Below are 12,113 nucleotides of genomic sequence, written 5' to 3'. Positions count from 1 at the left end.
TGTGTATTCATATCAAATTTTACGTTGATTCCAACCCATTTTTTTCCGCCACGTTCCCACGCCCCAACACAGCAAATAAATCAAAAACGAAATGGTGGTAATGTAAGGCGAAATCGGCAAGCCTGCCCCCAATGACAATAAAATCCCCCCTACCCCTGCGGTCATCGCAAACCCCATCGACAACAGTGACACAAACAGTGGACGAGCGGTGATTTGGGTAGCAGAAGCGGTGGGGGTAATCAATAATGACAATATCAGCAATGCCCCCACAAACTGCACACTCACCGCCACCACAAGGCTTAACATCAGCATAAATAGTAGCGATAGCCATTTGAGATTAAGGTGTTGGGCTTCGGCAATTTGTGGGTCAATGGCAGAAAATAACATTCGCCTACCAAATACCGCCATCACTGCCAATACGATGACTGCCACCACCATCATGCCTTGTAATTCGGTGGGTGACACTGCCACGATTTGCCCTGTAAGCAAGCCAAATTTATTGGAAGAACGCCCTTGGTACAGCGATAAAAATAGCACCCCCAACCCTAAGCCAAACGGTAGCATAATGCCGATGAGTGAATTGCGATTTTTACCATCCAACCCCATCACCGCCAAAATCATCCCTGCAACCACCGAACCAATCACCGCCCCCAACGTCACCGAAGTGCCTAACCACAAGGCACACGCCGCCCCTGCAAAGGACAGTTCAGCTGTGCCATGCACCGCAAATGCCATATCACGAGCTTGAATCATCGGACCGATTAGCCCTGCCATCACACCCAAAATCATCGCCGCTACTAGTGATGAATACACCAACGGCAACAACTGGGCAAAATTATCAAAATTGATAATGGTATGAAAAAAAGACGCAAGAAGCATAACGGACTCAAATTATTATAGGCTAAATTCTCGATAACGCCGAACCAACGACACATCCCCCACCTCAGCCTGTTGCTGATGCAGGTACACCACCTTATCAATCAAGGGTAAAATCGGCACAAGTTCATGGCTAATCATCAAAATCGCTGTGTGATGGGTCTGCTTACGGTGGGCTAAAATCTCGCTTACCACTTGTTGACTGGCGATATCAAGGCTTAACAGTGGCTCGTCCATCAGCAATAGCTCTGGCTCACTGACCAATGCTTGAGCGATTCGCATGCGTTGTTGCTCCCCGCCTGACAAAAGATGCAGTGGCGTGTTGGCAAAGGCTTTCCCCCCTACCTCATCCAGTGCTTTGTCAATGTGATAATTTTTTTGTTTGGTCGATAACCACGCCCGCCCCAACGTGCGTTTGGGGTCAAATAAACCAAACAAATAGGTGTGTCCATCCAGCCCTAACGCCACCAAATCTCGTCCACGAATCGGCAGTTTGGGGTCAAAGTCTTTGAGCTGTGGTACATAGCCGATACGTAAGTTTGGCAATAACTGAATCTGCCCTGCACTGAGTTGATAACGTTGTAAAAGGGTCTGAAATAGCGTGGTTTTACCTGTGCCATTTGCCCCCAATATCGCCACAAACTCACCTGCATGAATGGCGAAACTGACATTTTGCCATAATAACCGTTGCCCAAACTGCATGGTGGCTTGCTCGACATTAATCAAGGCTTGGCGAGTGGGTAGCACTGCCACAGGCTCACAGCGAAGGTGAGCAAGGGCAGTTGAATGAGAGGATAAAGAGGTAGAATCAGTTGGTAGCATAGTTGGCTATTTTAGGGCTTTGTAGTAGCCTTGGCAATATCATCAATGGTTTTTTCCATAAATTGAATATAGCTATCCACGCCTTGTGGGAAGGTTTCGTAAGTTTGTACCACTGGGATTTGCTTAGACTGAGCAATCGCCACCAATTTTTTGGAAGTAGCATCTTCGGTTTGGGCATTGACCAATAACAGCTTGACCTGTCCATTATTTAATAAGTTGGTGCTATCGCTCAAGGTTTTGACCGACACACCTGCATCCGTTTCGGATTGTTCAACATAGCTTTCTGGCGTGACATCCTTGATGCCCATATCTGCCAATAGGTAGCCCACCACAGGCTCAGTCGCAAATGCGGTCAAGTTTTTATCTTTTCCGATGGCTTGGGCTTTGGCTTTTAGGCGGTCAATTTCTTGGTTAAAGGTTTTGGCATTATTGGCATAGTCGGCTTGGTGAGTTGGATCGGCTTTGCTCAGTTGTTCGGCAACCGCTTGGGCGACTTTTTTGGCAGTGTCTAACGAATAAAAGACGTGTTCATTAAACTCGCCATGATGATGGTGATGGTCATGCCCTGCTTCTGTTTCTTTAGCAGGTTCAACATTTCCTTTTGTAAGTTCAGCTTCGTTTGCATGGTCTTTATCATGCTCGGCTTGTTGTTCGTGCTTATCATGCTCATGTTCGTGGTCATGCTCATCCGCATGGTCAGCCTCAGCAGGCTGTAGTCCAGACACAGCTACCGCATCAATGATGGTCGGTTTGGTTGGCAATGAATTAGCTATCACCGTAGTCCATTCATCATAACCACCGCCATTGACCAACATGACTTTGGCTTTGCTGATATTTAACTTGTCATTGGCGGATGCTTGATAATCATGCGGATCTTGGGTGGGGTCATTCACAGCGATGATGACATCGACATGGTCACCGCCCACGGCTTTGGCAATCGCTCCCCAAACATTGGTGGAGGTGTATACACTGATTTTTTCGCCTATGGGAGAGGTGGCAGTCATTGAGGCAGTCGCAGTGGTTGTACTGGCAGTTTTTTCAGTCGGTGCTGGTGTATTGGTTTCACTGGGTTTTTGACAAGCGGTTAAGCCCAATATCGCACCCATCGTTACGACTAATAATTTTTTGGTATTGGTTTTTGGCATAGTTGATATCGACATAATTTTCTCCAAAGCGGTGTTGCAAATTAATCAGTAAACGAAAAAATGGCTACTATCATACCGTATTTTTGCCGAATTGCACCTGTTTTTATGGACTTTTTATTAACATTATCATAGATAAATCTTCACAACGTGAATATTACTTTTTAGCGTCTGAATTTTATGCCATAATCTCACCGTTGGTTTTTTAATATTAGACTTCTTTCCATACCCCATCCCCTGCTAAGGGGATGGCTGGGGTGGGGTCAAATAATCATATCAAACTCATAATAGGTTATGCTAATGAAAAAATCCCTACTTACCTTGGCGGTTTTCGCCCTCCCTATCTTCGCAGGTATGTCAAATGTACATGCCGAATCACGCCCCATTGACAAAAATGCTCGCCTAAAAATGGGGGCAAATGCCTCGTTTAATCAATACGCCTACGCTCAAGATAACGATGTCACCTTTATGCCACAAGCATTTTATGACAATAATCGAGTATATATCGAAGGGGCTGAAGCAGGCATGTATGGCTATAAAGATGCTCAAAATGAATGGCGACTGACTTTAGGGTATGACAGCCGTCAGTTTAACCCAGAGGATGCCACCAAAGCCCCACTTAAAGGGCTGGATGAGCGAGAATGGTCAGTGATGGCAGGCTCAAGCTATATGCGAATCACGCCGTATGGTGGCTTTAAAGTACAAGCCGAAACCGATGCTTTGGGGCGTAATAAAGGCACAGGGGTCAAACTTGCTCACCTCAGCAAATTTAAACTATTGGATGACAAAGTCACCGTGTATCCAGAACTTGGCTTGCAATGGTTTGATGATAAATACAACAATTATTATTTTGGTGTAAGTCAACAAGAATCCACCAAATCAGGTGTGGCAAAATACCAAGCAGACAGTAGTGTCAGCCCTTATCTAAATGTCAGTGCTAGCTATGCCATCACCCCAAAATGGAGTGCCTTTATTAGCCAAAATGTTGAATGGCTAAGTGATGAGCAGAAAGACAGCCCATTGGTGGAAGATAATATCAATAGCAAAACTAAAATTGGGTTTAATTACCAATTTTAATATTGAACGCTTACACAAATGGATTTGCGACTTCACTGACATTGTTTTGTTGGGTATTGACAATGGTTTGGTGAGATTGCTCCGTTGCCCCATGCTGTTCTAAATAAGCCACAATATCTGCCATGACTTGCTGGAGTTGTTTTGCCAATTCAAGGCTATCTTGGTCGAGTGTAAAGGTGGCATTGCCATATAAATTGACTTGTTGCCCTTGATTTTCAAGGGTTAATTCGCCTGCATTGGTGGTGATGCCGACACTTTGGCTGCCATTGTTAAATGGCGAAAAATTCAGTGGTGAACGTTGGGGCATGTGATTCAATCCCTATTGTGATTAAGTTTGTTATCAATTTTACCCTATTCATTGGGGTTATGTGTATGGTTATGACGATGAATGATGCTGTATCTTTACAAATCAAATACCTTACGGATGCCGATTATGAGCTGACCCATCAAGCCATGCTCAACCGCACCCTTGAGCGTATTGAACAGAAAAAACACGCTGATAGCACAGGACAACCAGCCACCACAAGCGATGAGTTATGGATTGTTGACCATAATGATGTTTATACCCTTGGGCAAGCAGGTAAGCCTGAGCATATCCTACAACGTGATAATACGCCAATTATTCACACCGACCGAGGTGGGCAGGTGACATGGCACGGGCATGGACAGCTTGTGGTGTATTTTTTATTTGATTTGAATACGTTGGGTTGGGGCGTGCGTGACCTTGTGAGTCATGCTGAAAATATTATCATCGCCACGATTATGCCCTATTTGCCGACTGGTTATACGGCTTCGGCTCGTAAAGATGCCCCGGGGGTGTATGTGTATAATACGGATGGGCTAGAACTGGGGAAAATTGCTTCATTGGGCTTTAAAATCAAGCATGGTTTTAGCTACCACGGTATTGCCCTGAATTTGGTCAATGATTTAACGCCGTTTACTATGATTAACCCTTGCGGTTATGCAGGTATGACAATGCTTCGATTGGCGGATTTTGCCGCCATTGATGTGCAACAAGTCACGGAAGAATTTATCGCACAGGTCAAATGTGTGCGATAAATTTATGGGGATAAATGATTTATCCTAATTTTAAAAAGGTTTGGCTACACCACTTTTTCTTTTTTCTTGAGCAATACAAGTACCGCACCATTGCCACCTTGGTCGACAGGGGCGGAGCAAAATGCTAAAACTTCTGGTAATTGACGTAGCCAGCCATTCACGCAAGTTTTTAGGATGCTATCAACACCTTTACCATGCACAATTTTCACCACACTTTCATTTTGTTTGCGAGCTTGATGAATCAACTGGCTTACAGCTTCTCTTGCCTCTTCGATGGTAGAACCATGCAAATCTACCGCATCATACCAACGCAGTTTGCCTTGTTTTAATTCGTTAAATACTTTGTTTTGTAGCGTTGGCACTTTATAGCTAAGATATGCCTCGCCTGCCACAGGATTTAGCAAGGCTTGCATATCAGATAATTGGTGATTGGCTTCATCATCTGTGCCTTGGGCGGCCGCACGTTTGGCAAGGGTGCTGGCATTGGGCTTGACGATGGTTTTGGATTTGTCTGCTAAGTTTTTATCTTTGATGGGCTGTACGCCTGTCATGGCTTGCATAAACAACAATTTATCATCATTAAGGTGTTCACTGTCGTACTTCTTGACTTGTTTGGCAACTTGTTGTTTGCTTGGTAGCATGACGTTACCTGTCGGTTTGCCATTTTCATCGCTTTCTTTGGTTTGACTGCGTCCTTTGCCCAGTTCGGTTTTGAGCTGTTTGAGTTGGTCTTGCATTTCTTTAGAAAATAAATCCGCCATATGACTACCTTTATTGGGCAATGTTGAGCCACACATATTGACTCATTAAACAAACAAAAAACCCCTTGAAACTCAAGGGGTTAATTGCTATAAATGGTACCAGTGGTCGGACTCGAACCGACACGCTTTTAAAGGCATCGGATTTTGAATCCGACGTGTCTACCAATTTCACCACACTGGCATAAGTGGTTATACTAGCTTTTTATGTTTTACATATCGCTCTGTATGTGGGGTGCTATTTTAGCAAAAAAAAATATTTATGCAAGCACTTTTTTATATTTTCTCATTTTTTATCAAAATTTATCCTCATTGCCCCATTAGGGCGAATTTTGCAAATGAATTGATACGATTTTATACAATATGATACTGGACTATCGAGTATCATTTGCTGACTTTAAAGCTTTTAGTTTCAATAAGGTACTACGGATTGTTTTTTGATACGCTACGTCTTGGTTTTTTGGGGATGCCAATGCTTGGGTTGATGGCTTGTCAACCGAGTGTGCCTAATGCTGAGTCACGTTCAGAACAACCTGCCTCCCAAGTAGCTACGTCTGCTTCGACCGCCAAACAAACCACGCCTGCCCCAGCATCGACCGCTACCACACCGCCAGTTGAGTTGGTGGTAGGTTCTACCCAAAATTTGGAAATCGTGATGCCAATGTTGGTATCTGAGTTTGAGCAACATTATCCCAACATCCGTATCAAGGTTAAGTTTGGTTTATCAAGAGTGTTGTATCAGCAAATGGAGCAAGCTGACAATGGCTATGATGTTTTTTTATCTGCCAATCAGCTATATCCGCAACAATTGGCAGATAAGTCAAAAACCACCCCCAGTTTGGGGTATTCTCAGCCTTTTACTTATGCTCGTGGGCAGTTGGTGTTGTACAGCACCAAACATCCCATTGTGAATACGCCGACTTCAACGCTCAATGATTTGGTATTAGAAAATAAAGACTTTAAGATAGGCACGTCAGACCCTGAAACCACTGGCTATGGCAACGCTTCTCAAGCGTGGCTAATCAACCAAAATCTGTATGAAGGAACAAAGGATAAACTGGTTAATAGTGATAATTTGAATGAAACCTTCCAATTAACGGATAAAGGTGTGGTAGATTTTGGCTTTGTGTCGCTGGCACAGGTGATGGAAAGCCCCAATAATAAATCGCTTCGCTCGATTAATCCACAAGCCAATTATATGATTTTGCCAAAAGATAGCTATCCGCAGATTTTACACGATGGGATTATTTTAAAAAATTCTGATGCCAGTCAAGCCTTTAGCAAATACTTACAATCACCAAAAGCCCAACAGATTTTTAGCAGTAGCGGATACCTACCTTTATGTAATAATACTAGGCTGATGCCTGCTTGTAAATAATTGGCGTTACCCATCAATGCGATTGATAACGCTGGTAGAATTTGAGGGTTTGGGCGTATTCAATACGCCCCTACAAAATAGGTTAGGACTTACGCAAAATTAAAGATTCTACTTTAAAAAAAGACGCTAGACCCCTGCATTCGCAGGGGTGACGAAATTTAAAAAACAATCGTCATTCCCACGAATGTGGGAATCCAGTGTCTTTTGCCTAAGTCCTATAGGTAAAAAATTCGCTACAGCTTGTCAATAACTGCTCTAAGCTGTGTTGCCAACTCTGCCAATTCGCCATGATTCGCTTGGCGGTCTTCGTGATTACCCAATTGATGAATGCTACTGGGAATCAAATGCACGTGGTAATGAAACACCGATTGCCCTGCTTGGGCATTGTTAAGTTGCATTTGTACGATGCCATCACGTTGTAGCACTTGGCGTTGGGCGGTCATCACTTTTTTGGCGGTGTCAAACACAGCAGTGATATAGTCGCTTGGCATATCACTCAATTCCACGGCTTGGCATTTTGGAATCACCAACACATGACCTGTTGCCATTGGCATGATGTCCATAAAGGCAAGGGTTTTATCGTCTTCATAGACTTTGTGACAAGGAATATCGCCTTGAATGATTTTGGCAAAAATATTTTGTGGGTCGTAAGTCATAACAAACTCCTTGATTAATGGGATGGGGTCGAAATTTTTAGCCTATTTGTTGTAATAACTGATGTAACGCCTCGCCTGCATTGTCTGTTTTCATAAATTGTTCACCAATCAAAAACACGTGAATATCATTAGCTAACATCCGTTTAACATCATCCGCTGAATGAATACCGCTTTCGGTAACTAACAAACTATATTTGGGAAAGAGTGGCTTTAAATTTAATGTGGTATTGATATCAACCACAAAGTTATTTAAGTTACGGTTATTAATACCATAAATATTTTGGCGATGTTGAGGCAAACGCAATGCTCGTTCGACCTCATGGGCATCATGGCATTCAATCAACACACTCATACCTAGACTGATTGCTAATTCGTGCATTTCTCTGACTTGCTCATCAGATAAGCACGCCATAATCAGTAAAATACAGTCCGCCCCTAACGCACGTGATTGTAAAATATGATAGGGTTCAATCATAAAATCTTTACGCAATATCGGTAAGCTCACGGCTTGGCGTACTTGCACCAAATATTCATCCGAACCTTGAAAATAGTTAACATCTGTCAAAACTGATAAACAACTTGCCCCTGCCTGCTGATAGCCTAAAGCGGTGCGAATGGGGTCAAAATTGGGGGCAATCACGCCTTTGGAGGGTGAGGCTTTTTTGACTTCGGCAATCACTTGGATACCCGCTTGACGTAAACGATGGGCAAAATCTCGCAAGTCATCGGCGTTGGATTGGGCGATTTGTTCAAGGTCATAGTAGCTTTGGCGTTGTTTTGCAATCACCAACTCTTGTTGTTTGGTGCTAACGATTTGTTGCAATACCGAAGGAATTTGATGGCTCATAGGGCGGATTATCCAAAATAAATGGGGTTACTATGGTCGTTTAACCTAGAAATAAGACATTTTGTAGGGGCGTGTTGCATACGCCCAAAATTTTGAAGTGTTATTTCTAATTTAAGTCACGATAGATTGATGACTGAGTAAATTCAGCAAATTGTTGTAGCCTTGTGAGGGCTTCGCCACTGTTAATAATCGCCATTGCCATTGCAACGCCCGCCTTATGACTGTCGGCTTTCCCTGCGACATAGATACTCGCCCCTGCATTCAAGGCAATCATCGCACTGGCTTTTTTGGCAATCATCGACTTATCCGCAGTATTGGGTGCAAGGGCTTGTTGGATAAGCGTCAGACTTTGGGTAGGGCTGTCAATCATCAGTCCTTTAAGGGTTTGCGACTGAATGCCGAGGTCTTCAGGCTCAATATCATACACGTTGACTTGACCTTCCTTTAATTCAGCAACGTGGGTATGGGTCGCCAATGAAATTTCATCCAAATTATCCATCGAGCCTACCACCATAATGTGATTTGCCCCCAAATTTTTGAACACATAAGCCAATGGCTCACATAACGCAGGGTTAAACACGCCAATGATGGCGTTTTTTACACCAGCAGGGTTGGTTAAAGGCCCTAAGATATTAAAAATCGTCCGAGTTTTGAGATTTCTCCGCACAGGCATGGCGTATTTCATCGCAATATGGTGATTGGGGGCAAATAAAAATCCCAACCCCAGCTCTCGAATCCCTTGTACAATCCGCTCACGGCTAAGGTCTAAATTGATACCTGCTTGACGCAAAACGTCCGAACTACCAGATTTGCCAGAAACCCCTGCATTGCCGTGTTTGGCAACATGACACCCTGCACAAGCCGTCACCAATGCCGAGGCGGTAGACACATTAAACAGATTTGCCCCATCCCCCCCTGTGCCGACAATATCCACCACATGCGACAAGTCAGATAAATCAACCGTCACTGCCAGCTCTCGCATGACTTGGGCGGCCGCCGTAATCTCCTCGATACTTTCACCTTTCATCCGCAAAGCGGTCAGTAATGCTCCCATCATCGCATCAGGGCATTGTCCCTGCATAATCGCTAGCATCACGCCTCGCATTTCGGTATAGGTCAAATCAATGGTATTAATCACCCTATCTAATGCGGTGGTTAATAGTAATTGATTTTGGCTTTCCGATAAGGGCTGGTTTTGCTGTAACGCAGTGATGATTTCTCCCAAATAAGGCGTGGTCGTATTGGTCATAATAGCTCTCAAAATTTATCATTTTAGGACTTACGCAAAAATACCATTTGTAGGTTGGATATGTAAATCCTATATTCATCAATATGTTCTAGTTAACTGATACAGTTTACTGGATTTGGTGCATATTGTGTTATGAAATTTTGTAATAACTGATGTCCATATTCACTCAAAATCGACTCAGGGTGAAACTGCACCCCAACCACCGCAAGACGCTCATGGCAAATACCCATAATCGACTCACGCTCACCTGTACTATCTTGCGTCCATGCCGTCACACGCAAACAACTCGGTAGACTATGAGCATCAATGACCAATGAATGATAACGAGTCGCCAAAAACGGCACTGACAGTGAAGCAAAAATACTTTGTTGCTCATGGTAAATACGAGATACCCGACCGTGCATGATATGCTCGGCTCGTACCACGCTTGCCCCAAAGGCTTGACCGATGGCTTGATGACCTAGACAAATACCCAAAATGGGAATTTTCCCTGCAAAATAACGAATAATATCCAGCGTCATCCCTGCCTCATTTGGCGTGCAAGGACCCGGCCCAATCACAATATAGTCAGGTTGCAACGCCACAATATCGGCAATACGATGGGTATCATTTTGCCAAACCGTCACCGTCATGGGTGGCTGATTGGGCTTGGCAAGTCGTTGGCAAATCTGCTCAAGATACTGAAAAATGTTATAGGTAAAACTGTCATAATTATCAATCAGTAAAATCAAAAATACTCCTTGAGCCAATATTGCGTAGATTTATAACACTCCCAATAAAGATTGGATTGTAGGTTGGGTTGAGCATGCGAAACCCAACATTATCAAACATGACGTTGGGTCTCATACTTCGACCCAACCTACAAATGACATTTTGGTATAAATCCTATTATTAACAATACCTACAGGCTAAAACCGTTTCATTTAAAATAAATTGACGCACATCATTGAGCATGGTCACATCATAATTATGCACATACGCCACCGCAAGCTCTCGGCTTGGGTCGCACCATGCCATTGAGCCATTATAGCCCATATGCCCAAACGCATGGGTAGTATCAGCAAATAAGCTAAACACTCGATGATAACCCAATCGCCACTGCATCACCGCAGGCATGATTTTATCAAACTGTTGGTTATGGATTTGGCTAAGTTCGGCAAAGATTTCCGCTTTGATAAGGGATTTGCCTTGCCATTGCCCATCATTGGCTAGCATGGCATAAATCGTGGCAAGTGCCATACTGGTCGCCACGCCATTGGCGGCAGGGATTTTGGCTTGTAGGCTGGTTGGGTGATAATAATTAAACTGACGGCTTCCTGCTGGGACTAAAGCGGATTTGTAGTCATTGGGGTCAACTTGCGTGGGGCGAAAATATAAGCCATTAATCGCTTGCGTGGTCAAAGCGTTATCGGTTTTTGCTAAACGTTGCCAGTCTTGATAAAACCCAAGCGTCTGATAAAACGCCATCGTTTCTGCGGTATCAGTGGTTAGCACAGGTTTGGCATGGGTATCTTTTTCACGAATTTGTTCTGCAACTTGGGCGACTTTATCCGCTGGTACACCAAAATATGCCTGTCCCACCAATCCCAACGGCTCAAGCAAATACTGCTCTAACGCCTTTTGTAATGGCAACTGCGTCACTTTTTCAATCAATCCACCCAATACCCAACCTGACACCAAGGCACTGTATGCCACAAAGCCATCATCGGTTGTCGCATTTTGATTAACATTAACATTGTCATTGGTATTATCGGTTTGTGGATTTGATGAGGGCTGATAAACCTGCATCTGCTCGATATTGGTCAGCATGGTTTGCCAATCTAGCATATCTTTGGCGTGTTCAGTCACCGCTGTAATATCAAACAGTCCTGCCTCATGCGTGAGGATATCTCGCAAGCTAATCGCTTGCTTACCGTTTTGGGCAAAAGCTTGCCAATACTCACTAATCGGACGGTCATATGCCAAAATCCCCTCAGATACCAAACGGTGAATTAGCGTAACCAAAACGCCTTTACCTGTCGAAAAATTCAGCGACAAGGTATCAATCGTCCAAGGCGTGGTGTCGCCTGTGGTTCTGTCGAGTTTGGCAATACCGTGAGCTAACGTGGTGACAACTTGACCTTGGTAAAATATCACCAAACTACCGCCACCGTATTTTTGGTTAAGGTCAAAATTGGCTAATAACTTAGATAATTGTTGATTAAGGGAATTAAAATCCATATTAAATCTCTTGTCAAAGTGCTAAGACT

General features: G+C 43.7%; 13 protein-coding genes and 1 tRNA gene. 3 read left to right on the top strand and 11 right to left on the bottom strand.

All coding sequences use genetic code 11. From position 1 onward, the window contains the following. Positions 1 to 12: 12 nt before the first annotated feature. The 3 genes from ACK1U4_RS02685 to ACK1U4_RS02675 are packed head-to-tail and all read right to left on the bottom strand — an operon-like array spanning position 13 to position 2,858. Positions 13 to 879, bottom strand: a complete 867-nt coding sequence (locus tag ACK1U4_RS02685) for a metal ABC transporter permease (protein WP_419400502.1) — start codon at positions 877 to 879, stop codon at positions 13 to 15. A 15-nt stretch (positions 880 to 894) separates the two neighbouring features. Next, on the bottom strand, positions 895 to 1,698 hold the full coding sequence (locus ACK1U4_RS02680) for a metal ABC transporter ATP-binding protein (RefSeq protein ID WP_419400503.1): 804 nt from the start codon (positions 1,696 to 1,698) through the stop codon (positions 895 to 897). An 11-nt stretch (positions 1,699 to 1,709) separates the two neighbouring features. Continuing rightward, positions 1,710 to 2,858: a metal ABC transporter solute-binding protein, Zn/Mn family gene (locus tag ACK1U4_RS02675; protein WP_419400504.1), complete on the bottom strand. Its 1,149-nt coding sequence runs from the start codon at positions 2,856 to 2,858 to the stop codon at positions 1,710 to 1,712. Positions 2,859 to 3,140: 282 nt separating this feature from the next. Here ACK1U4_RS02675 and ACK1U4_RS02670 point away from each other — a divergent pair, with 282 nt between their 5' ends. After that, a complete protein-coding gene (locus ACK1U4_RS02670) occupies positions 3,141 to 3,917 on the top strand; it encodes a MipA/OmpV family protein (RefSeq protein ID WP_419400505.1) in 777 nt (258 codons plus the stop codon). A gap of 10 nt (positions 3,918 to 3,927) precedes the next feature. Here the strand turns inward: ACK1U4_RS02670 and ACK1U4_RS02665 are convergent, their stop codons facing one another. After that, a complete protein-coding gene (locus ACK1U4_RS02665; RefSeq protein ID WP_419400506.1) occupies positions 3,928 to 4,224 on the bottom strand; it encodes a hypothetical protein in 297 nt (98 codons plus the stop codon). 71 nt (positions 4,225 to 4,295) lie between these two features. Here ACK1U4_RS02665 and lipB point away from each other — a divergent pair, with 71 nt between their 5' ends. Then, complete coding sequence (gene lipB / locus ACK1U4_RS02660; RefSeq protein ID WP_419400562.1) at positions 4,296 to 4,976, top strand: lipoyl(octanoyl) transferase LipB; 681 nt, start codon at positions 4,296 to 4,298, stop codon at positions 4,974 to 4,976. 44 nt (positions 4,977 to 5,020) lie between these two features. Here lipB and ACK1U4_RS02655 read toward each other — a convergent pair whose 3' ends face one another. Beyond that, positions 5,021 to 5,773, bottom strand: a complete 753-nt coding sequence (locus tag ACK1U4_RS02655) for a Smr/MutS family protein (protein WP_419400507.1) — start codon at positions 5,771 to 5,773, stop codon at positions 5,021 to 5,023. Positions 5,774 to 5,831: 58 nt separating this feature from the next. Beyond that, positions 5,832 to 5,918, bottom strand: a tRNA-Leu gene (locus tag ACK1U4_RS02650). Between the two features lie 246 nt (positions 5,919 to 6,164). Between ACK1U4_RS02650 and modA the strand changes: the two genes are divergently transcribed. Next, the gene (gene modA / locus ACK1U4_RS02645; RefSeq protein WP_419400508.1) at positions 6,165 to 7,112 is read left to right on the top strand and encodes a molybdate ABC transporter substrate-binding protein; all 948 of its coding nucleotides are present in this window, start codon (positions 6,165 to 6,167) and stop codon (positions 7,110 to 7,112) included. Positions 7,113 to 7,345: 233 nt separating this feature from the next. On the opposite strand, the gene ACK1U4_RS02640 is transcribed toward modA, so the two are convergent. The 5 genes from ACK1U4_RS02640 to ACK1U4_RS02620 all read right to left on the bottom strand — a co-directional run bounded on the left by ACK1U4_RS02640 (position 7,346) and on the right by ACK1U4_RS02620 (position 12,084). Further along, complete coding sequence (locus tag ACK1U4_RS02640; RefSeq protein ID WP_419400509.1) at positions 7,346 to 7,768, bottom strand: HIT family protein; 423 nt, start codon at positions 7,766 to 7,768, stop codon at positions 7,346 to 7,348. Between the two features lie 37 nt (positions 7,769 to 7,805). Continuing rightward, positions 7,806 to 8,615 (bottom strand): indole-3-glycerol phosphate synthase TrpC, encoded by an 810-nt coding sequence (trpC, locus tag ACK1U4_RS02635; protein WP_419400510.1) that lies wholly within the window; start codon positions 8,613 to 8,615, stop codon positions 7,806 to 7,808. A gap of 106 nt (positions 8,616 to 8,721) precedes the next feature. Next, complete coding sequence (gene trpD / locus ACK1U4_RS02630) at positions 8,722 to 9,864, bottom strand: anthranilate phosphoribosyltransferase (protein ID WP_419400511.1); 1,143 nt, start codon at positions 9,862 to 9,864, stop codon at positions 8,722 to 8,724. A 92-nt stretch (positions 9,865 to 9,956) separates the two neighbouring features. Beyond that, entirely contained in the window at positions 9,957 to 10,595 is a 639-nt protein-coding gene (locus tag ACK1U4_RS02625) for an anthranilate synthase component II (protein WP_419400512.1), read from the bottom strand. A 160-nt stretch (positions 10,596 to 10,755) separates the two neighbouring features. Beyond that, positions 10,756 to 12,084 (bottom strand): serine hydrolase domain-containing protein, encoded by a 1,329-nt coding sequence (locus ACK1U4_RS02620; protein ID WP_419400513.1) that lies wholly within the window; start codon positions 12,082 to 12,084, stop codon positions 10,756 to 10,758. Positions 12,085 to 12,113: the final 29 nt, after the last annotated feature.

Origin of the sequence: Moraxella sp. TY6, from assembly GCF_048551375.1 — a bacterium.
In the GTDB taxonomy this organism is placed as follows: domain Bacteria; phylum Pseudomonadota; class Gammaproteobacteria; order Pseudomonadales; family Moraxellaceae; genus Faucicola.
This window is presented reverse-complemented; position numbering and strand designations above follow the sequence as displayed.

Bases quoted from the DNA above. Each gene is read 5' to 3' on its own strand.
- ACK1U4_RS02685 (WP_419400502.1), bottom strand. From the start codon at position 879: ATGCTTCTTGCGTCTTTTTTTCATACCATTATCAATTTTGATAATTTT.
- ACK1U4_RS02680 (WP_419400503.1), bottom strand. From the start codon at position 1,698: ATGCTACCAACTGATTCTACCTCTTTATCCTCTCATTCAACTGCCCTT.
- ACK1U4_RS02675 (WP_419400504.1), bottom strand. From the start codon at position 2,858: ATGTCGATATCAACTATGCCAAAAACCAATACCAAAAAATTATTAGTC.
- ACK1U4_RS02670 (WP_419400505.1), top strand. From the start codon at position 3,141: ATGAAAAAATCCCTACTTACCTTGGCGGTTTTCGCCCTCCCTATCTTC.
- ACK1U4_RS02665 (WP_419400506.1), bottom strand. From the start codon at position 4,224: ATGCCCCAACGTTCACCACTGAATTTTTCGCCATTTAACAATGGCAGC.
- lipB (WP_419400562.1), top strand. From the start codon at position 4,296: ATGACGATGAATGATGCTGTATCTTTACAAATCAAATACCTTACGGAT.
- ACK1U4_RS02655 (WP_419400507.1), bottom strand. From the start codon at position 5,773: ATGTGTGGCTCAACATTGCCCAATAAAGGTAGTCATATGGCGGATTTA.
- ACK1U4_RS02640 (WP_419400509.1), bottom strand. From the start codon at position 7,768: ATGACTTACGACCCACAAAATATTTTTGCCAAAATCATTCAAGGCGAT.
- trpC (WP_419400510.1), bottom strand. From the start codon at position 8,615: ATGAGCCATCAAATTCCTTCGGTATTGCAACAAATCGTTAGCACCAAA.
- trpD (WP_419400511.1), bottom strand. From the start codon at position 9,864: ATGACCAATACGACCACGCCTTATTTGGGAGAAATCATCACTGCGTTA.
- ACK1U4_RS02620 (WP_419400513.1), bottom strand. From the start codon at position 12,084: ATGGATTTTAATTCCCTTAATCAACAATTATCTAAGTTATTAGCCAAT.